The sequence below is a fragment of the Ruminococcus flavefaciens AE3010 genome (genome assembly GCF_000526795.1).
GTDB classification, from domain to species: domain Bacteria; phylum Bacillota; class Clostridia; order Oscillospirales; family Ruminococcaceae; genus Ruminococcus; species Ruminococcus flavefaciens_D.
On the sequence record NZ_JAGT01000001.1, the window covers coordinates 535,661 to 555,395 of the forward strand.

General features: G+C 44.4%; 19 protein-coding genes. 18 read left to right on the forward strand and 1 reads right to left on the reverse strand.

What is annotated here, in order from left to right:
* The first annotated feature begins 31 nt into the window (after nt 1-31).
* The 3 genes from lon to lysA are packed head-to-tail and all read left to right on the forward strand — an operon-like array spanning nt 32 to nt 4,325.
* Nucleotides 32-2,377: an endopeptidase La gene (gene lon, locus N774_RS0102370; RefSeq protein WP_024859700.1), complete on the forward strand. Its 2,346-nt coding sequence runs from the start codon at nt 32-34 to the stop codon at nt 2,375-2,377.
* A gap of 15 nt (nt 2,378-2,392) precedes the next feature.
* The gene (gene yihA, locus N774_RS0102375) at nt 2,393-3,001 is read left to right on the forward strand and encodes a ribosome biogenesis GTP-binding protein YihA/YsxC (protein ID WP_024859701.1); all 609 of its coding nucleotides are present in this window, start codon (nt 2,393-2,395) and stop codon (nt 2,999-3,001) included.
* A gap of 25 nt (nt 3,002-3,026) precedes the next feature.
* Entirely contained in the window at nt 3,027-4,325 is a 1,299-nt protein-coding gene (gene lysA, locus N774_RS0102380) for a diaminopimelate decarboxylase (RefSeq protein ID WP_024859702.1), read from the forward strand.
* Nucleotides 4,326-4,356: 31 nt separating this feature from the next.
* Here the strand turns inward: lysA and N774_RS0102385 are convergent, their stop codons facing one another.
* Nucleotides 4,357-5,301 carry a TIGR01212 family radical SAM protein gene (locus tag N774_RS0102385; protein ID WP_024859703.1) on the reverse strand — a complete coding sequence of 315 codons (945 nt, stop codon included), beginning with the start codon at nt 5,299-5,301 and terminating at the stop codon, nt 4,357-4,359.
* A gap of 157 nt (nt 5,302-5,458) precedes the next feature.
* Here N774_RS0102385 and N774_RS0102390 point away from each other — a divergent pair, with 157 nt between their 5' ends.
* The 15 genes from N774_RS0102390 to N774_RS0102460 all read left to right on the forward strand — a co-directional run bounded on the left by N774_RS0102390 (nt 5,459) and on the right by N774_RS0102460 (nt 19,663).
* Complete coding sequence (locus tag N774_RS0102390) at nt 5,459-5,968, forward strand: shikimate kinase (protein ID WP_024859704.1); 510 nt, start codon at nt 5,459-5,461, stop codon at nt 5,966-5,968.
* Between the two features lie 194 nt (nt 5,969-6,162).
* Nucleotides 6,163-6,900, forward strand: coding sequence for an AAA family ATPase (locus N774_RS0102395; protein WP_024859705.1), 738 nt, complete (start codon nt 6,163-6,165; stop codon nt 6,898-6,900).
* Between the two features lie 41 nt (nt 6,901-6,941).
* A complete protein-coding gene (locus N774_RS0102400; protein ID WP_024859706.1) occupies nt 6,942-7,343 on the forward strand; it encodes a methylglyoxal synthase in 402 nt (133 codons plus the stop codon).
* Nucleotides 7,344-7,409: 66 nt separating this feature from the next.
* The gene (gene hisS, locus N774_RS0102405) at nt 7,410-8,744 is read left to right on the forward strand and encodes a histidine--tRNA ligase (protein WP_024859707.1); all 1,335 of its coding nucleotides are present in this window, start codon (nt 7,410-7,412) and stop codon (nt 8,742-8,744) included.
* Between the two features lies 1 nt (nt 8,745).
* Complete coding sequence (gene aspS / locus N774_RS0102410) at nt 8,746-10,524, forward strand: aspartate--tRNA ligase (protein WP_024859708.1); 1,779 nt, start codon at nt 8,746-8,748, stop codon at nt 10,522-10,524.
* The gene (locus tag N774_RS0102415; RefSeq protein WP_024859709.1) at nt 10,517-10,975 is read left to right on the forward strand and encodes an NUDIX domain-containing protein; all 459 of its coding nucleotides are present in this window, start codon (nt 10,517-10,519) and stop codon (nt 10,973-10,975) included. Before aspS ends, N774_RS0102415 begins: the two co-directional genes overlap by 8 nt.
* Before the next feature lie 218 nt (nt 10,976-11,193).
* The gene (locus N774_RS0102420; RefSeq protein WP_024859710.1) at nt 11,194-11,502 is read left to right on the forward strand and encodes a hypothetical protein; all 309 of its coding nucleotides are present in this window, start codon (nt 11,194-11,196) and stop codon (nt 11,500-11,502) included.
* Nucleotides 11,503-11,535: 33 nt separating this feature from the next.
* Nucleotides 11,536-13,509, forward strand: coding sequence for a V-type ATP synthase subunit I (locus N774_RS0102425; protein WP_024859711.1), 1,974 nt, complete (start codon nt 11,536-11,538; stop codon nt 13,507-13,509).
* A complete protein-coding gene (locus N774_RS0102430) occupies nt 13,502-13,975 on the forward strand; it encodes a V-type ATP synthase subunit K (RefSeq protein WP_024859712.1) in 474 nt (157 codons plus the stop codon). Before N774_RS0102425 ends, N774_RS0102430 begins: the two co-directional genes overlap by 8 nt.
* Nucleotides 13,976-13,988: 13 nt before the next feature.
* Nucleotides 13,989-14,585, forward strand: coding sequence for a V-type ATP synthase subunit E (locus tag N774_RS0102435; RefSeq protein WP_024859713.1), 597 nt, complete (start codon nt 13,989-13,991; stop codon nt 14,583-14,585).
* Between the two features lie 4 nt (nt 14,586-14,589).
* A complete protein-coding gene (locus N774_RS0102440) occupies nt 14,590-15,531 on the forward strand; it encodes a V0D/AC39 family V-type ATPase subunit (RefSeq protein ID WP_024859714.1) in 942 nt (313 codons plus the stop codon).
* Nucleotides 15,524-15,835, forward strand: a complete 312-nt coding sequence (locus N774_RS0102445; RefSeq protein WP_024859715.1) for a V-type ATP synthase subunit F — start codon at nt 15,524-15,526, stop codon at nt 15,833-15,835. Before N774_RS0102440 ends, N774_RS0102445 begins: the two co-directional genes overlap by 8 nt.
* Before the next feature lie 21 nt (nt 15,836-15,856).
* Complete coding sequence (locus tag N774_RS0102450) at nt 15,857-17,626, forward strand: V-type ATP synthase subunit A (RefSeq protein WP_024859716.1); 1,770 nt, start codon at nt 15,857-15,859, stop codon at nt 17,624-17,626.
* Nucleotides 17,626-19,002 (forward strand): V-type ATP synthase subunit B, encoded by a 1,377-nt coding sequence (locus N774_RS0102455; protein ID WP_024859717.1) that lies wholly within the window; start codon nt 17,626-17,628, stop codon nt 19,000-19,002. The genes N774_RS0102450 and N774_RS0102455 overlap by 1 nt, the downstream gene beginning before the upstream one ends.
* 10 nt (nt 19,003-19,012) lie before the next feature.
* Nucleotides 19,013-19,663 (forward strand): V-type ATP synthase subunit D, encoded by a 651-nt coding sequence (locus N774_RS0102460; protein ID WP_024859718.1) that lies wholly within the window; start codon nt 19,013-19,015, stop codon nt 19,661-19,663.
* Nucleotides 19,664-19,735: the final 72 nt, after the last annotated feature.

A 19,735-nucleotide genomic window follows, 5' to 3' on the forward strand; every position in this document is an offset into this window, starting at 1 on the left:
AGTATGATACCAACAGAAATGCGGTGATTTTATGGAACAGACCATTAAAAGTGATAAAAATATTGAAGAGAGCAACATTCTTTATACTGTTGCGATGAGAGGTCTTGTTGCATTCCCTAAAATGGTGATGCACTTTGATGTTTCAAGATCAAAATCTATCTCTGCTATAGAACATTCCCTTAAAGAGGGAGGCAAGCTTTTTCTTGTAACTCAGCATGAGGCTTATGTTGATAACCCAAAGGCTTCTGACCTGTACAAGGTCGGTGTTGTTGCTGAGATCAAACAAGTGCTTAAACTGCCTGATAATATCATGAAAGTTCTCGTAGAGGGCGTATACAAGGCAAATCTTGTTCGTCTTATAGACGACGGAGAGGTTCTGAAAGCAGAAGTAAAGCGCACCCCCACATATTCACGTGCGAAGTTTGATGACGTGGAAGCCGAAGCACTTATGCGCTCTGTCAAGGACGTTTTTGAGAGATATGCATCATTCTTCCCGAAAATGCCAAAGGAGCTCCTTGCATCTATAATGACTCAGGATTCTCCGCTGAAGCTTTTTGAAACAGTTACATTCAACTGCAACCTTAATTACAGAGACAAGCAGACTCTTCTTGAAGAGACCAACGTTATCAATAAGCTTTCGGTACTCTTTGCCTGTCTTACTTCCGAGGTTGAGATACTTGAACTGGAAAATCTTATCAACGAGCAGACTAAGAACAGCATAGATAAGGGTCAGAGAGAGTTCTATCTCCGTGAACAGCTCCGTGTTATACAGGAGCAGCTCGGCGAGGACGAGGGCGAAGAAGCTTTCGGCTATATCAATGATATAATGGACCTCAAGATCGACGAGAAGAGCAGGGAAAAGCTTCTGAAGGAAGCTGACAAGCTCACAAAGCTGCCGCCGTCATCACAGGAAGCATTCGTTATAAAGAATTATCTTGATACTGTTCTTGATCTTCCGTGGGGCAAGTATACAAAAGCTAAGCTCTCAATGGATAAGGCAGAAGCTGTTCTTGAAAAAGACCATTACGGCCTTAAAAAGGTCAAGGAAAGGATTCTTGAATTCCTTGCAGTCCACATGCTAAATCCTGAAATAAAGGGACAGATAATCTGTCTCGCAGGCCCTCCCGGTATCGGTAAAACATCTATTGCCAAGTCTATAGCAAAGGCTATGGGACGCAAATACGCAAGAGTTTCTCTTGGCGGTGTACGAGATGAAGCTGATATACGCGGACACAGAAAGACCTACGTCGGCGCAATGCCGGGACGTGTCATAACCGCACTTACTCAGGCAGGCTCAGCAAACCCGCTCATTCTTTTTGATGAGATCGATAAGCTTTGCAGTGATATAAAGGGCGATCCTTCATCAGCAATGCTTGAAGTCCTTGATGCAGAGCAGAATTACGCTTTCCGTGATCATTTCATAGAAGTACCTTTTGATCTGAGCAAGGCTGTATTCATAACAACAGCTAATAACGTAAGCGCTATACCTGCGCCTCTTCTTGACCGTATGGAGGTCATTGAGCTCCCCAGCTATACTGCTGAGGAAAAGTTCCATATCGCAAAGGAACACCTTGTTCCCAAGCAGCTCAAGGAGCATGGCTTAAAGGCTTCACAGCTGAGAATATCCGACGATGCTATCAACGAGCTTATCCAGTATTACACAAAAGAAGCAGGCGTTCGTTCCCTTGAAAGAAGCATTGCCTCACTTTGCAGAAAGACAGCAAAGAAGATAGCAGCTGATGAAGCAAAGCGTGTAAGCATCAAAGCCAAAGACATTAACGATTATCTTGGTATCAGAAAGTACCTCAGCGACCTATCTTCTCAAAAAGATCAGGTCGGCGTTGTAAACGGACTTGCATGGACCTCTGTAGGCGGCGTTCTTATGCCTATAGAAGTTCTTGTTATGAAGGGCACAGGCAAGATTGAGGTAACAGGTTCTCTCGGCGATGTAATGAAGGAGAGTTCCAAGATAGCAATGAGCTATGTCCGCAGCATTGCCGATAAATACAAGATAGATCCTGATTTTTATAAAGAAAACGATCTTCACATACATGCTCCCGAGGGAGCTGTTCCCAAGGACGGTCCGTCGGCGGGCGTTACCATGACTACAGCCCTTGTATCAGCTCTTTCGGGCTTAAAGGTTCGTTCTGATGTTGCTATGACGGGCGAGGTAACTCTTCACGGACAGGTGCTGCCTATAGGCGGACTTCGTGAAAAGACAATGGCAGCATTCAAGGCAGGTATAAAAACTGTTATTATACCTGTTGCCAACAAGCCCGATCTTGAAGAAGTTGATAAAGTTGTAAAGGACGCTATCGAATTTGTTTATGCAGAAAATCTTTCAGATGTTCTTGATACAGCATTGATAAAGAAATGATCGGGAGGGAAGAGCGTGAAGCTTAATTACAATAAAGCGGAATTTGCCGCAGCATATGGTAAATTCTCGCAGATACCCGCTCCCGAGCGGATAGAGATCGCATTTGCAGGACACTCGAATGTGGGAAAATCTACTCTAATAAACAAATTGTTCAACAGAAAGAATCTTGCAAGAGTTAGTTCTGTTCCGGGAAAAACAGCTACTATCAATTTCTACGGACTTGAAAATATCTACTTTGTCGATCTTCCGGGATACGGCTATGCTAAGGTATCAAAGTCCGAAAAGGACCGCTGGGCAGGACTTATCGAGGGATATCTCGGTTCAGACAGAGATATAAGGCTCGTGTTTATGCTCATTGATATGCGGCATGCTCCCACAAAAGACGATGTTCATATGATAAACTATCTCATTGATACTGAAATGCCTTTTGTACTTGTACTTACAAAAGCCGACAAGCTCAATAAGACAGAACGTGCAAAGCGCATGGAGGCATTTAAGACTGAGATACCATGTTTTGAGGACATACACTCTATCCCGTTTTCATCGCAGACATTTGAGGGCGTTGAGGAACTGAGACAGATAGTTGAGGATATCGCAGACGACAATGACGTCGCTGACGAATAAATTATACCCGAAAGGATTGTTACAAATGTTTGTATCCGAAAATTTAAGCGTTAACGCCGCAGGTAATCTTGCTATCGGCGGAGTTGACACAGTGGAGCTCGCAAAAGAATACGGTACTCCGCTCTATGTCATGGACGAACAGGAGATACGCAGAACTCTACGCCGCTTTCATGACAGTATCAACAAATACTATGATGGCAAAGGCAGTGTACACTATGCAAGCAAGGCATTTTCATGCATGGAGATGTGCCGAATAGTTGCAAGCGAGGGCGACGGTCTTGACGCTGTTTCCATCGGAGAGCTGTATACGGCTCTCAAAGCAGGCTTCCCTATGGAGAAAGTCGGCTTCCACGGCAACAATAAAACAGATGAAGAACTTGAATTTGCTGTCGATAATAAGGTAGGTCATATCGTTGTCGACAATATCCCAGAGCTTCACAGACTTGAAAGGATAGCTGCTGAAAAGAATGCTGTTCCGCATATCATGTTCCGTATTAAGCCCGGAATTTCTGCTCATACCCACGATAAGATAATGACAGGTCAGATCGACAGCAAATTCGGATTTGCACTTGAAACTGGCGAAGCGTTTGAAGCTGTAAAGGAAGCGCTTTCCTGTAAGAATGTAGAGCTTGCAGGCGTTCACTGTCATATCGGCTCACAGATATTCGATATAGTACCATTTGAAGAAGCAGCAAAGGTAATGCTCAGATTTATTGCTAAGGTAAAAAATGAACTTGGATTTGAGATCAGGGAACTCAATCTTGGCGGTGGTTTTGGCATAAAGTATACTTCACAGGATGATCCTCAGCCTTTTGAGAATTATCTTGAAAGAGTATCTGCTGTTGTAAAGGAAGAATGTGCTAAACTTAATATAGAGCAGCCATTCATCTACATAGAGCCCGGAAGATCTGTTGCTGCTCCTGCCGGAATCACTCTTTACACTGTCGGAGCAAGAAAGATAATACCTGATATACGTACCTATATTTCAATTGATGGTGGTATGCCTGATAATCCGAGATATATTCTTTACGGTTCGGAGTATGACGCTGTTGTTGCCAACAAGGCAGGCGAAGAGCGTACAGAAAAGGTCACTATTGCAGGTAAATGCTGCGAAAGCGGAGACCTTATCGGCGAGAATATGCCTCTTCAGCACGCAGAAGCAGGCGATATAATCGCTGTGTGCGCAACAGGTGCATATAACTATTCCATGTCTTCAAACTATAACAGACTCCAGAAGCCTGCTGTAGTATTTGTAAACAACGGTGAATCAAGAATTGCTGTAAAGCGTGAAACACTTGACGATATAATCAGAAACGATATATAAGACCAACGGGCAGGAATATTTCCTGCCCGTTTTATCTGTCTGAATATAATCTGCCCTGCCATGTGTCAAGCTCCGCCAGCCTTTTATCGATGCCGCCGAGAACTGCTATTTTATCGGCACTCCACATAGGAGCGATAAGCTTTCGTTTATCTCCGTCGCCTGTGATTCGCTCGATGACTGTTTCTGGTGGAAGAAGTTCAAGCTGATGTGCGATTATATCTATATATTCATCGCGTTCAAGAAGCCTGAACTCGCCATTTGAGTACATTTCAGCCAGCTTAGTTCCGCGGATAACGTGCAGCATCTGGAGCTTAACCGCTTCGGGACGAAGCCATGCGACTTCATTGGCAGTTTCAAGCATTTCGCTTTCACTTTCAAACGGAAGCCCGTTTATAACGTGCAGACAGGTGCGTATACCTGCGCTTTTTAACTTAGAATAGCCTCTTTTGAATTCTTCATGAGTGCAGCAGCGATTTATCAGGGAAATCGTCTTTTCGTGACAGCTTTGCATTCCAAGTTCAACTGTCAGATGAGTTCTGTTGTTTAATTCACAGAGAAGTGATACTATATCGTCAGACAGGCAGTCAGCGCGAGTGCCTATGGATATGCCGAAAACATTAGAAAATCCAAGTGCGGTATAGTATGCTTTGCGCAGAAACTCAACAGGAGCGTAAGTATTTGTATTTGCTTGAAAGTATGCAATAAACTCAGCGTCATCACCATATTTTGAGCATATTCTGTCTTTTTCAAGCGTTAACTGAGTGAGAATATCAGCTTCTCCGTGTGTAAAATATCCGCTTCCGCTGTCACAGAAGATACAGCCGCCCTTACCATTCGAGCCGTCTATATTAGGACACGTCAGACCGAGGTCTATAACAGCTTTATATATTTTTTTGCCAAACGTTTGCTGGTTGTAATAATTCAGGGTATTATACCGCTTGTTATCACTTGTATATTTAAAAGGATTACTGCTCATATCATCTCTCCTTGTGAAAATATGTTATCATATAAGCTATGTTTTGTCAATATTTAGTGTAAAAAAATAAATATAGCAATATATGGTACCTTTGTCTATTGACATTTTGCACAAAATGAGTTAAAATGTAATAGTAATCAAAATTCGAGGTCATCATATGAATGGAAAGAATATTGTTCTCATCGGTATGCCTGCCGTCGGAAAGAGCACTGTAGGCGTTATTCTTGCGAAACTGCTTGGTTACAGCTTTGTTGATACCGATCTTGTTATACAGAAAAGCGAAGGCAAGCTTTTGAAGCATATAATTGCCGAAAAGGGAATAGACGGATTTATTGAAACTGAAAACCGTATATTGAGCAGTCTTGATGTTACTAATTCTGTGATCTCCACAGGCGGAAGCGTTATTTACGGTGAAGATGCCATGAAGAATCTTTCACGGAACGGTACAGTGGTCTATCTTAAACTCGATTATCACAAGCTGAAATATCGCCTTCATAACATCAAAAATCGCGGTGTTGTTATTCGGGAGGGACAGACTCTCAGTTCACTTTACAGGGAAAGAGCCCCTCTTTATGAGAAATATGCCGATATTATCATTGATGAAAACGGCTGCAATATTGAAAAAACAGTTGGAAAGATAATGGAGAGCATAGATGCTTACTTGTAAGAATTGTACAATTCAGTGTATAAAAAAAAGCGGTATTGCACAATTTTATCCTTTATTTGAAAAAGTGCTTTGACATTTAGCTAATTATATGTTATAATGTACAGTAGGATTATTATTATAAAGTAATTATAAGACTTCCGTGCCGTTTATGCAGCAAAACTGCTCTGGCTTGCGGATATCGGAAAGGAACTAAAATGTCTAAAATAATTGCTGTTACATCAGGAAAAGGCGGTACAGGAAAGTCCACTGTATGCGCAGGTATTGGTTATACTCTTGCAAAACAGGGACACAGGACACTTATCATCGAGCTCGATTTCGGTCTGAGGTGTCTTGATATTATTTTCGGTGTTGAGGATAATATCAAGTATGATCTGGGCGATGTCCTCAGCGGCAAGAAAAGTGCTCTTGATGCTGTTGCACAGATACCTATGGCTTCAAACCTCAATATTTTGTGCGCACCTAAGACTCTTACAGCTGTTAACGCAGAACAGATCGTTGATATATGCCGTTCTGTAAAGAAGTATTTTGAGTATATCATCATCGATACAGGTGCAGGTATCAATTCCCACGTATTCGATATTGTTGAACAGGCTAACCTTATACTGGTTGTTTCTACTCCTGATCCTGTATGTATCAGAGATGCCAGCCTCATGTCTGACGAGTTCTACAACAGAGGAAATAAAAGCCAGAGACTTATCATCAACAAGATAAGCAAGAAGATCATCGGCAGCGAACTCATCACTAACCTTGACGAGATCATCGATAAGGTAGGAGTACAGCTTATCGGAGTTATCCCTGATGACTTCAAGATGACAGTTGCAACAGGAAAGGGTAATCCTATTCCTACAGACAGCGAAGCCCTCAAGGCTTTCGATGCTATCTCTAAGAGACTTGGCGGAGAGTTTGTTCCGCTTACAGTAAAAACTGTATAAATCATGAAAATCATTCCGCTTTGCGGGGAAAGGGCAGAAATATGAAGATAGCAATTATAGCACATGATGCAAAAAAAGAGCTTATGGTACAGTTCTGCAGCGCGTACTGCGGAATCTTATCCAAGCACACTCTTATCGCTACAAATACAACAGGCAAGCAGGTAAGTGAAGCTACAGGACTTCCTATCAAGAGGTATCTCAGCGGTCAGGGGGGAGCAGAGCAGATACTCGCACTTCTCTCATGTAATGAAGTCGATGTTCTCCTTTTCTTCCGTGATCCTATCAATCCAAAGGCAGCAGATGTTCACGGAATGAATCTTCTCAGACTTTGTGATGTTCACAACGTACCTGTTGCTACAAATATCGCTACCGCAGAAGCGCTGATACTCGCTCTTGAAAGAGGCGATCTTGACTGGCGTGAGGTCGGTACCCCCAGCATCTAAATCTTTAATTGTCCCTTTTAAAGGGACAATTTTCATGTAAAAACAAACAGGAAAGGCTTGAAATCTATGGCAATTAATATCAAACGCCCAAACGGCACCGAAGATGTTCTTCCAAAGGATGTCTATAAATGGCATACAATCGAGAAGATCGCAAGAGATACCGCTGAGAGCTTTGGTTTTTCTGAGATCAGGATACCTACCTTTGAAAATACAGACCTGTTTCTGCGCTCTGTAGGTGAAACTACAGATGTTGTTCAGAAGGAAATGTATACCGTAAAGGCTAAGGAGACTGAGTTCACTCTTCGTCCCGAGGGTACAGCAGGTACTATCCGTGCTATGCTCCAGAACGGACTTCTCAATGAGGCGCTGCCTCAGAAGGTATATTATATACTTTCGTGTTTCCGCCACGAAAGACCACAGGCAGGAAGATTACGTGAGTTCCACCAGTTTGGCCTTGAAATGGCAGGAAGTGCAGCTCCTACAGCAGACGCCGAGGTAATTTCTCTTGCAAAGAATCTGCTGGATCGCCTTGGCTTGAAGAATATAGAGCTTCATATAAATTCTATCGGATGTCCGACCTGCCGTGCCGAGTACCACAAGGCACTCAAAGCTTATTTCGAGCCGCATCGTGAGGAGCTCTGCGATACCTGCAAGGAAAGACTTGTCAAGAATCCTATGAGACTTCTTGACTGCAAGAGCCCTATATGTAAGGAAATAGGCAAGGACGCTCCTCTGATAATCGATTATCTTTGCGATGAGTGCAAAGAGCATTTTGAAAGCGTTAAAAAGTACCTGACAAATTGGAGTATCGATTATATAGTTGATCCCAAGATAGTAAGAGGTCTTGACTATTATACAAAGACTGTTTTTGAGTTTATAACGAACGAAATAGGCGCACAGGGTACAGTTTGCGCAGGCGGACGATATGACGGACTTATCGAGCAGCTTGGCGGACAGCACGTTCCCGCTCTTGGCTTTGCCACAGGTATCGAAAGACTTCTTCTTGTAATGGACAAGCAGGGCTGTGATTATCTCACTCCCAAGAAGTGCGATATCTACTTCGCAACAATGGGCGACGCTGCACTTGAAAAGGCAATGGAGCTCACAAAGGGACTCCGCGAGTACGGCTACTGCGCTGAGTATGATCTCATGGGCAGAGGTATAAAGCCTCAGATGAAGTATGCTAATAAGATCGGCGCTGTCTATACACTGGTTCTCGGTGATAACGAGCTTCAGGAGGGTAAGGCAAAGCTAAAGGAAATGGAAAGCGGCAAGGAGACAGAGATTCTTCTTAACGACAAATTTACAGCAAATTTTGAAAATGAATTTTTCAATAAAGTCCTGGACGTAATGGACGCTGAGGGCAGTCCGATGTTCGCATTCACAGGGGAGGATAAGTAAAATGGTAGACAGTATGAAAGGTCTCAAGCGCACTCATTACTGCGGTGAGGTCACAGAAGCAGGCAGGGAAGTCGTTGTAGGCGGCTTTGTTGACAGAATAAGAGATAAGGGCGGCGTTATCTTTATCGTATTAAGGGACAGAACGGGTGTTGTTCAGCTCCTTTTCAACGATGAGACAGACCGTGAGATATTTGATAAGGCAGCTTCCTGCAAGAGCGAGTATGTTCTCATGGCTAAGGGCGAGGTTCGTGAACGCGAGAGCAAGAACGATAAGCTGAAAACAGGTAATGTAGAGATATTCGTAACTGATCTCAGAATACTTGCAAAGGCACAGACACCGCCTTTCGAGATCGTTAATGAAACAAAGGTAAATGACGAACTCCGTCTCAAGTATCGTTACCTTGACCTCAGACGCGCCCCTTTACAGGAGAACATCATCAGGCGCCATGAGATCGCAAGAGTTACCCGTGAATACTTCTACGAGAATGGATTTCTTGAAATAGAGACTCCTATGATGATGAAGTCTACTCCCGAGGGCGCAAGAGACTATCTTATCCCTTCAAGAGTTCATCAGGGCAAGTTCTACGCTCTGCCACAGTCTCCTCAGATATACAAGCAGCTTCTTATGGTATCGGGCTATGACAGATATATCCAGCTTGCCCGCTGCTTCCGTGACGAGGATCTCCGTGCAGACAGACAGCCTGAGTTCACACAGATAGACCTTGAAATGTCATTCGTTGACGCTGAGGATATACAGGAGTGCGTTGAGGGCTTCGTTCAGCGCGTATTCAAGGAAGTTATGGGAGTTGACGTACCAACTCCTCTCCCGAGACTTACCTTCGCTGATGCTATGAACCGTTACGGCTCCGATAAGCCTGATACACGTTTTGGCTTCGAGATTCAGGACATCACTGATACAGTAAAGGATATCGACTTTGTAGTATTCAAGAACGCTATCGAGGACGGCGGCTCTGTACGCGCTATCAACGTAAAGAACGGCGCTGCAACATATACACGTAAGGAAATAGACAAGCTTGTTGAACATGCTAAGGGCATCGGCGCTAAAGGTCTTGCTTACATCCGCTGGGCCGACGAGCCTAACTGCTCATTCAAGAAGTTCCTTGCTGACGGTGACCTTGAAAAGATATGCTCCGCAGTTGACGCACACGAGGGAGACCTTGTGCTCATATGCGCAGACAAGACAAAGACCGTTCTTGCAACTCTCGGCGCAATAAGACTTATCTGCGGAAAGAGAATGGAAGTTATCCCCGAGGATCAGTACAATTTCCTTTGGATCACAGAAATGCCTTTCTTCGAGCATGACGACGAGAACAATACATGGGTAGCTGCACATCACCCATTCACAATGCCTATGGAGGAGTGTCTTGAATACCTCGACACTGATCCCGCAAATGTCCGCGCAAAGGCGTGGGATCTTGTACTCAACGGCACCGAGCTTTCAAGCGGCTCTATGCGTATCACCGACTTTGAGCTTCAGCAGAGGATGTTTGAGGCTCTGGGCATGACTGACGAAGAGATACAGGCTAAGTTTGGCTTCCTCGTTGACGCATATCGTTACGGTGCACCGCCTCACGGTGGTATGGGTATCGGACTTGACCGTCTTGCGATGATAATGTGCAAGGCTGATAGTCTCCGTGACGTTACTGCATTCCCGAAGGTTCAGAACGCAAGCGAGCTTATGTCTGAATGTCCGTCAACAGTTGACGACGAGAGCCTTGATGTTCTCGGCATCACCGTTGTAAAAAAAGAAGATGAGTAATCGTTTTTACGCAGTATGCGGAATACTCGACATAGACGGTAAAATACTATTTGTAAGACATACATATGGTCCTGCAAAGGAGCGTATACTTATTCCTGGCGGATATGTCAAGGAAGGAGAGCTTCCCTCAGAGGCAGTAAAACGCGAGTTCTTTGAGGAAACAGGCGTTACTGCCGAGGCTGAGTCAGTATTTGCTGTTCAGTTCCGCACTGAGCAGTGGATAATCGTATTCAAGCTTAGGTATATTGCTGGCGAACCGCGTTCCGACGGCTATGAAAACAGCGAAGTACTGCTGCTTACGCCGCAGGAGGCTGTTGACAGAACTGATATTACAAATATGAGCCGAGCCATTTTGAAAGCGTATATCGATAATATAGATAACACCCTTGAAAAGGGCGACTATAGATCAATAACGCTTAAAGCAGGCGAATATGAAATTTTTGGCGTATAAAATATATATTTTTTATAGATTTGCATTGACTTTTTTATAAAGTTGGTGTATAATATTAACTGTACCGTGAAAACATCTAAGGGAGCTGTCTGTAGGGATAAGCTCCCTTTATGTATATTTGTAAATTTATTCATATTTCATCTGTTGACTGTGAATAGTTATAATGGTATAATCTGAATATCAAATGACCGTTGGTCATTTTAAAAGGAGGTACATCAATGGCGTCGGAAGCTGTTAAAAAAATTCTCGAAGCGGAAGCTCTATCCGATAAAAAGAATTCGGAAGCACGCAAAAAACGTGACGAGATAATTGACGCTGCTTCAGGAAGTTCTTCACTTGCTATTCAGAAGCGACTAAGTGAAGCACATTCGGAGGTCGCAAAACTAAAGGCTGATTTCGATGAAAAATTCAAAGAATACGAAAAGAAAGTCAATGCTGCCTGTGAAAAAGACATTGAAAATATAAAGCAAAAGGCTGAAAAGAACATGGCGTCAGCTGTTGATGAGATAATCAGCAGATTTTTTTGATTTTTGCTCTTGAAAAGGAGAGTGATGTAAAATATGGCGAAGCTCAAAATGAAGAAAATAGAGCTTATTGCTATGCTCACTGACAGTAAAAAGATAATCGAGCTCCTGCAGCGGCGAGGTGTTGTCGAGATCTCCAAAAACGAAGATGAAGAGCTTGAAAACACCAACGTGACAGCAGTTGTCGGAGAGTTTGACAAATTCCGAAATACTGCTGTACAAGCGCTGGAGATAATCGATAATTATTTTCCCGAAAAGGTCGGCTTAGCTGATTTGTTCAGCGGCAAGACAGAGGTGGAAAAGCATGAGTTCGGTCAGGAAGCCATGCAGATGGAAAAAGTCATGGCTGCGGCAAATGAGATCATCAAGAATCAGCGAACTATCACGGAGGCAAATACAAGCATCTCACAGCTTGAAATAAAGTGTGATATGCTTGACAGATGGCTTCCGCTTGACGTTCCTCTCAATTTTAAGGGAACTGCTTCGACTTCTGCTTATATAGGTACATTGCCTTACCAGATAACAGCTGAAGAGCTTGAAGAACAGCTTCCTGATAATTGCAGCGTTGAAGTTGTCAGCGGCTCAAAGGAGCAGACAAATCTGTTCATTCTTTGCAGCAAGGATTCGTACGAAGAAGCAGGCGATAAGCTGAGAAAGCTGGCATTTGCTTTTGTTTCCGAGCCGGAAAGCAAAACACCTAATGAACTTATCGATTCATATAAGGAAAAAGTGGAACAGCTCAATAAAAAAATCGACGAAGCTAAGGATTCCATAGAAAAGCTTTCTGAGAACCGAAAGCAGCTGAAGTTCGTTATTGATTATCTGCAAATGCGCAAGGAAAAATACGACGCTCTCAGCGGACTTGGATTTACGGAGAGCACCTTTGTGCTGACAGGATTTATTCCCGAAAAATATGCTGAATCGCTGCAAAAAGAGATAGAAGCCAAGTACACGGCAGCTATCACATTTACTGATCCGACAGATGAGGACGATGTACCTGTTTTACTGGAAAACAGTAAGTTTTCCGCCCCTGTAGAGGGCATTACGAAAATGTATGCAATGCCGGGCAAGGGCGATGTTGACCCCACGCCTGTAATGTCGTTCTTCTACTACCTGTTTTTCGGTATGATGCTTTCAGATGCAGGCTATGGACTGCTTATGGTAATAGGGACCACCATTGCGCTAAAAAAATTCAAGCTTGAATCAAGCATGAAAAAGACACTCACCATGTTCCGAAACTGCGGTATATCCACAGTATTCTGGGGAGCTCTTTTCGGAAGCTGGTTCGGAGATATAGCTCAGGTCGTAGCAAGGAACTTTTTCGATAAAGAGATTGGAAGTCTTGCACTGTGGTTCGAGCCTTTGACAGATCCCGTAAAATTGCTTCTTGTTTCATTTGGACTCGGAATACTTCATTTATTCCTCGGCGTTGCCGTTGCGTTCAAGATGACATGGGACAGCGGCAAAAAGCTTGACGCTGTATTCGATGCCCTGCCCATATATCTAATAGTTCTCGGAGTTGCACCATTGGGTGCAGGAATGTTCATTGCCGTGCCTGAGGCTCTCAAAACAACAGGTATATATATGCTTCTCGCAGGAGTTATCATACTTGTTCTGACAGCAGGTCGAACATCTAAATCCATATTCGGCAAGTTCTTCGGAGGTCTGTATGCGCTTTACAATACAGCCACTGGCTATTTCGGAGATATCCTGTCCTATTCGAGACTTCTTGCTCTCGGACTGGCAACAGGAAGTATCGCCAGCGTAATTAATCTTATAGGTACAATGCCTGAGAATAAGGTATTCAAGCTCATACTGCTCATCATTGTATTTGTTGTGGGCCATATCGCAAACCTTGCTATTAATCTGCTTGGAGCATATGTTCATACCGACAGACTGCAGTTCGTTGAGCTTTTCAGTAAATTCTACACAGGCGGCGGCAGAGAATTCTCACCGCTTACTGTAAATACCAAGTATATAAAATTCAAGGAGGAAAATTCAAATGACTAACGGTTTAGTTTTAGCAATTATAGGCGCTGCTCTTGCAGCACTTTTAGCAGGTATCGGCTCTGCAAAGGGCGTAAGCCTTGTAGGTGAGGCTGCTTCCGGAGTGGTTTCCGTTGACCCTTCAAAGTTTAGCAAGGTGCTCGTTCTTGAGCTTCTTCCGGGTACACAGGGACTTTACGGACTTATTGCAGCTATGTTTATTCTTCTTCGTACAGGCGTACTCGGCGGCAGTGCTGCTGAGCTCACAGTACAGCAGGGACTTGGTTTTCTCGCAGCTTCACTTCCTATCGCTGTTGTAGGTCTTATATCAGGTATCATGCAGGGCAGAACAGCCGCAGCAGGCGTAAGCATCACTGCTAAGAAGCCCGATCATAACGGTAAGGCTATCATCATGGCAGCTATGGTTGAGACATACGCTATCCTTGCACTTCTTATATCAGTTCTTATGATATTGAACATCGCAGTATGACGGAGGTGGGGATATGTCAGGACTTGACGAGATTCTTAACCTCATTGAAACTCAGCAGCAGCAGGGAGAAGAGATGATCCTGAAAGCCGCTAAAAGCAAGGCAGCGGCTATAAAGGCTGAGGGCGACAAAAAAGCTCAGACTGCATATGAAGATTTTCTCCACAGAGCCAAGGAGCAAACCGAGAAAGATTTTGAAAATGCCTGTAACTCTGCGGACGCCGACGTGAAACGCCGAATCCTTTCATTTAAAGTCGGTCTAATCGACGAAGCTGTCGAAAAGACTATAGCTAAGCTGAAATCATTGCCTGACAGCGAGTATTTTCAGCTTATAATCAAGCTCGCAGAGCGTCACAGTCAGCCTGATAAGGGCGTGCTCTCATTATGCAGCAAAGATCTTGCAAGAGTTCCTGCGGATTTTGAGAGCAGACTCAACGAGTGCGTGAAGAAAACAGGCGGCAGTATCAGTCTTTCAAAAGAAGCTGCTGACATTGAGGACGGCTTTATACTCAGCTATGGGCTTATTTCGGAAAATTGCAGCTTCCGTGCGATCATCGAATCCGAAAAGGACGAGATAAGAGATACGGCGGCAAGAGTGCTTTTCAGTAGGTGAGATCATGAACGATACAAAATACGCAAACGCTGTAGGCGCTGTCAGAGCAATGGAGAATTCACTGCTTACCGGAACTGATATAGATCAGCTTATCAATTCAAGGAGCAAGGCTGAAACAGCTTCTATTATTGCATCGAGAAGCGGCTCAAACAACAGTGAAAGCCTTTCAGATGTATGGGTGATGCTCAGGGAATATGCGTCTGACTGCAAGGAACTTCCTATTCTTCTTTACAGGAATGATTTCCATAATCTGAAAGCAGTGCTCAAAGCGATCATCTCAAACAGAGAGCCGAAACAGTATTATATAGAGCCTTCAAATGTTGAGCTTTCTGCTCTTGTTGAAGCTATAAATTCAAAAGAGTACGATCTGCTCCCGAATTATATGCAGAGTACAGCAGAGGAGGCTTATGAGCTCATAACTCAGACCCTTGATGGTCAGCTTTCCGATTCATTTATTGATACCTCTGCACTTAAAGCTATGCAGAAGAGCGCAGAAGAAAGCGGCAGCAGCTTTATGCAGAAATACGCAGAACTGCTTACTGTATGTGCAGATGTAAAGACTGCATACAGATGCAGTATACTCGGCAAAAGTGCTCAGTTCATGGAAAGTGCCATATGCGGAAGCACAGAACTGGACAAGGAGCAGCTTATCAGAGCTGCGCTGGGCGGTACGGAATCACTTTTCAGCTTTCTTGAGGGAACAACGTACAGCGATGCAGCTGCACTTCTGAAAGAATCTGCCGCACAGTACGAAAAATGGTGCGATGACGTTATAATGGAGCTTGCGGAGACTGCACGTATGCAGGCTTTCGGTTCAGAGCCTCTTGCAGCATATTTTATCGCAAAGGAAGCAGAGATAAAGAATCTACGAATACTTTCTGTCTGCAAGGAATTCGGCGCAGACAAGGAAACTATCACGGAAAGGATGAGAAAGCTATATGTATAAAGCAGCAGTTATCGGTGACAGCGCAAGTGTGTCAGGCTTTGCAGCTCTTGGGCTTTCTGTTTTCCGTGAGACTGAACCCGAAAAGATTACCAAGCTTATTTCAAGGCTTGCAGCCAATGATTTCGCAGTTATATATATAACCGAACCTGCAGCTGCACTTGTGAGAGATACAATAAACAAATATCGGAGCAGTAAGCTTCCGTCAATAGTTCTTATACCTGCTATCGAAGGCAATACAGGAGAAGGCGTAAGAGCTCTTCACGAAGCAGTCGAAAAGGCTGTAGGCTCGGATATATTAAATTAGGAAAGAGGCGGATAAGCAGAAATGAACAGCAAAGGTACAGTAGTTAAAATATCAGGACCGCTTGTAGTTGCCGAGGGCATGAGAGATGCCAATATGTTTGACGTTGTCCGCGTTAGTGAGAAACGTCTTATCGGTGAGATAATAGAGATGCACGGTGACCGTGCTTCAATACAGGTTTACGAGGAAACTTCAGGACTTGGAACAGGTGAGAATGTCGAGTCAACAGGTGAGCCCATGAGTGTTGAGCTTGGTCCCGGACTTATAGGAAGCATCTTCGACGGTATACAGCGTCCTCTTGACGCTATAAGAAAGGTCTGCGGAAACAATCTTGCAAGAGGTGTCGAAGTTCCTTCCTTAAAAAGAGAAACTATCTGGAAATTTACTCCCTCAGTTAAAGCAGGTGATAAAGTCATTGGCGGAGACGTTATCGGTACAGTTCCCGAAACAGATATTGTTCTCCATAAGATAATGGTACCAAACGGCGTCGAAGGAACTGTAAAGAAAATATCAGAGGGCGAGTTCCACGCAGATGATACAGTTTGTGTTATTGAGACAGCTAAAGGTGAAAAGGAGCTCTCTCTTTTGCAGAAATGGCCTGTTCGTCAGGGCAGACCTTATAAGAAGAAGCTTTCACCGACTATGCCGCTGGTAACAGGTCAGCGTGTAGTTGACTGTCTTTTTCCTATCGCTAAGGGCGGTGTTGCTGCTATCCCGGGACCTTTCGGAAGCGGTAAGACAGTAACACAGCATCAGTTAGCAAAATGGGCAGATGCTGATATCATTGTTTATATCGGCTGCGGTGAGCGCGGAAATGAGATGACCGACGTTCTCAACGAGTTTCCCGAGCTTATCGACCCAAATACAGGAAAGTCACTTATGGAGCGTACAGTTCTTATCGCTAATACGTCTGATATGCCTGTTGCAGCCCGTGAGGCTTCTGTATACACAGGTATCACCATTGCGGAGTATTACCGTGATATGGGCTATTCCGTAGCTCTTATGGCTGACTCCACATCACGTTGGGCAGAGGCTCTCCGTGAAATGTCGGGACGTCTTGAAGAAATGCCCGGTGATGAAGGCTATCCTGCATACCTCGGAAGCCGTCTTGCTCAGTTCTATGAGCGTGCAGGACGTGTAATATCAACAGGTACAGAGGGCAGGGAAGGAGCGCTCTCTGTAATAGGTGCCGTATCGCCTCCGGGCGGTGATATCTCAGAGCCTGTATCTCAGGCTACCCTTCGTATCGTAAAGGTATTCTGGGGACTCGATTCAAATCTTGCATATCAGAGACATTTCCCTGCTATAAACTGGCTTACAAGCTACTCGCTGTATGCAGATTCTCTGGCAGATTGGTACAATAACAACGTATCAAAGGATTGGATGAAGCTGCGTGCACGTTTCATGGAGATACTCCACGATGAAGCAGAGCTTAAAGAAATAGTAAAGCTCATCGGTATGGACGCACTTTCTCCCAATGACAGACTGAAAATGGAAACTGCACGCTCTATCCGTGAGGACTTCCTGCATCAGCTTGCATTCCACGAGATAGATACCTATACCAGCCTTAAAAAGCAGCTTTATATGATGAAGCTCATTCTCAACTTCAACGATGAAGCTGCGGACGTGCTCGCAAAAGGTGCTGACGTGGAAACAGTTGCTAATCTTGAAGTAAGAGAGAAGATCGGCAGATTCAAGTATATTGAAGAAGATAAAACAGACGCAGAATTTGACAAGCTCAGTGTGGAAATATCCTCAGAGCTCAATGAGCTGCTTGACAAGGAGGAAGACTAATGCCAAGAGAATACAGAACCATTGAGGAAGCGGCAGGTCCTCTGCTGCTTGTCAAGGACGTTGAGAATGTAACTTACGGTGAGCTTGCTGAGATAAGACTTAAAAACGGCGAGAAGAGACGCTGCCGAGTACTGGAGATAGACGGCTCAAATGCACTTGTACAGCTTTTTGAGAACGCTGCAGGTATCAACTTGCAGGACAGCAGTGTAGTATTCTCAGGTCATCAGATGGAGCTTGGCGTATCCGAGGATATGCTTGGACGAGTTTTTGACGGACTTGGCAGACCTATCGATGACGGTCCCGAGCTTATACCTGAAATGCGTCTTGATGTAAACGGACTTCCTATGAACCCTGTTGCAAGACGCTATCCCCAGGAGTTTATCCAGACAGGCGTATCTGCCATAGACGGACTGAATACCCTTGTAAGAGGTCAGAAGCTTCCTATATTCTCAGCCAGTGGACTTCCCCATGCACAGCTTGCTGCTCAGATAGCAAGACAGGCTAAGGTTCGCGGAAAAGACGAGCAATTCGCTGTTGTTTTCGCTGCTATGGGTATCACCTTTGAGGAGTCGGAGTACTTTGTACAGAGCTTCCGCAGTACAGGCGCTCTTGACAGAACAGTTCTTTTTATAAATCTTGCAAATGACTCGGCTATAGAGCGACTGGCTACACCTAAAATGGCACTTACAGCTGCTGAGTATCTTGCATTTGAAAAGGGCATGCACGTACTGGTTATCCTTACGGATATTACAAACTACGCAGATGCTCTGCGTGAGGTTTCCGCAGCACGTAAGGAAGTTCCGGGACGTAGAGGTTACCCCGGATATATGTATACCGATCTTGCTACTATCTATGAGCGTGCAGGCCGTCAGGACGGCAAAGAGGGAAGCATTACCATGATTCCTATCCTTACTATGCCCGAAGACGATAAGACACACCCTATCCCTGACCTTACGGGTTATATCACCGAGGGACAGATAATTCTCTCCCGCGAGCTTTACAGAAAGGGTATCAATCCGCCTGTAGACGTTCTCCCTTCACTTTCCCGTCTGAAAGACAAGGGAATAGGTGAGGGCAAGACCCGTGCCGACCATTCGGATACTATGAATCAGCTCTTCTCCGCATATGCGAGAGGAAAGGACGCCAAGGAGCTCATGGTAGTTCTCGGTGAAGCTGCTCTTACCCCCACAGACCTTATCTACGCAAGATTTGCCGACGAATTCGAGAAAAAATACGTATCTCAGGGCTTTGAGAACAACAGAAGTATCGAAGATACGCTTTCAATAGGCTGGGAGCTTCTTAAAATGCTGCCGCGAAGTGAGCTGCGCCGAATTAGAGAGGAATATCTGGTCAAGTACTATGATACTCAGAAATGAGGTGAGCTGATTGGCAAGACTTAATGTTAATCCAACGCGTATGGAGCTCAGCAAGCTGAAAAAGAAGCTCACTTCTGCCCGAAGAGGTCACAAGCTTCTGAAAGATAAGCGCGACGAGCTCATGCGTCAGTTCATGATACTGATAAAGGAGAACCGACAGCTCAGAGCAGATGTAGAAGCTGCTATATCGGAAGCCAACCGCTATATGGCTGTAGCAGGTTCTGTAATGCAGAGAGAGGTGCTTGAAACTGCACTTATGCTTCCTAAACAGGAAGTTGAGCTTGAAGTTTCGGAGAAAAACGTCATGAGCGTTTATATCCCCGAATTCAAGACCAAGTACCGCTCAGGTGATACAAATGATATATACTCATACGGTATGGCATTCACGTCTATCGACCTTGACGGCGCAGTAAGCGCTCTCAGCAAGGTCTTTCCTAAAATGATAAGACTTGCGGAAGTCGAAAAGGCTTGTCAGCTCATGGCAGACGAGATAGAAAAGACCCGCCGCCGTGTAAATGCTCTTGAGCATATCATGATACCCGACTATGAGGAAACTATCAAGTTCATCACCATGAAGCTTTCCGAAAACGAAAGAAGCACCACTACTTCACTTATGAAGGTGAAGGATATGGTGCTGAAACAAAGTCACAATTATCACTGAAAAAAGGCGGTCATTGACCGCCTTGATTTTATGCAGTAAAACAGCTCCGTGAATATGATACTCACGGAGCTA

Excerpts from the sequence above, each read along its gene's own strand:
- hisS (WP_024859707.1), top strand. The coding sequence starts at position 7,410 with ATGGCAATTAATATCAAACGCCCAAACGGCACCGAAGATGTTCTTCCA.
- aspS (WP_024859708.1), top strand. The coding sequence starts at position 8,746 with ATGGTAGACAGTATGAAAGGTCTCAAGCGCACTCATTACTGCGGTGAG.
- N774_RS0102430 (WP_024859712.1), top strand. The coding sequence starts at position 13,502 with ATGACTAACGGTTTAGTTTTAGCAATTATAGGCGCTGCTCTTGCAGCA.
- N774_RS0102425 (WP_024859711.1), top strand. The coding sequence starts at position 11,536 with ATGGCGAAGCTCAAAATGAAGAAAATAGAGCTTATTGCTATGCTCACT.
- N774_RS0102435 (WP_024859713.1), top strand. The coding sequence starts at position 13,989 with ATGTCAGGACTTGACGAGATTCTTAACCTCATTGAAACTCAGCAGCAG.
- N774_RS0102395 (WP_024859705.1), top strand. The coding sequence starts at position 6,163 with ATGTCTAAAATAATTGCTGTTACATCAGGAAAAGGCGGTACAGGAAAG.
- N774_RS0102400 (WP_024859706.1), top strand. The coding sequence starts at position 6,942 with ATGAAGATAGCAATTATAGCACATGATGCAAAAAAAGAGCTTATGGTA.
- N774_RS0102420 (WP_024859710.1), top strand. The coding sequence starts at position 11,194 with ATGGCGTCGGAAGCTGTTAAAAAAATTCTCGAAGCGGAAGCTCTATCC.
- lysA (WP_024859702.1), top strand. The coding sequence starts at position 3,027 with ATGTTTGTATCCGAAAATTTAAGCGTTAACGCCGCAGGTAATCTTGCT.
- N774_RS0102450 (WP_024859716.1), top strand. The coding sequence starts at position 15,857 with ATGAACAGCAAAGGTACAGTAGTTAAAATATCAGGACCGCTTGTAGTT.
- N774_RS0102455 (WP_024859717.1), top strand. The coding sequence starts at position 17,626 with ATGCCAAGAGAATACAGAACCATTGAGGAAGCGGCAGGTCCTCTGCTG.
- lon (WP_024859700.1), top strand. The coding sequence starts at position 32 with ATGGAACAGACCATTAAAAGTGATAAAAATATTGAAGAGAGCAACATT.
- N774_RS0102445 (WP_024859715.1), top strand. The coding sequence starts at position 15,524 with ATGTATAAAGCAGCAGTTATCGGTGACAGCGCAAGTGTGTCAGGCTTT.
- N774_RS0102390 (WP_024859704.1), top strand. The coding sequence starts at position 5,459 with ATGAATGGAAAGAATATTGTTCTCATCGGTATGCCTGCCGTCGGAAAG.
- N774_RS0102415 (WP_024859709.1), top strand. The coding sequence starts at position 10,517 with ATGAGTAATCGTTTTTACGCAGTATGCGGAATACTCGACATAGACGGT.
- N774_RS0102440 (WP_024859714.1), top strand. The coding sequence starts at position 14,590 with ATGAACGATACAAAATACGCAAACGCTGTAGGCGCTGTCAGAGCAATG.
- N774_RS0102385 (WP_024859703.1), bottom strand. The coding sequence starts at position 5,301 with ATGAGCAGTAATCCTTTTAAATATACAAGTGATAACAAGCGGTATAAT.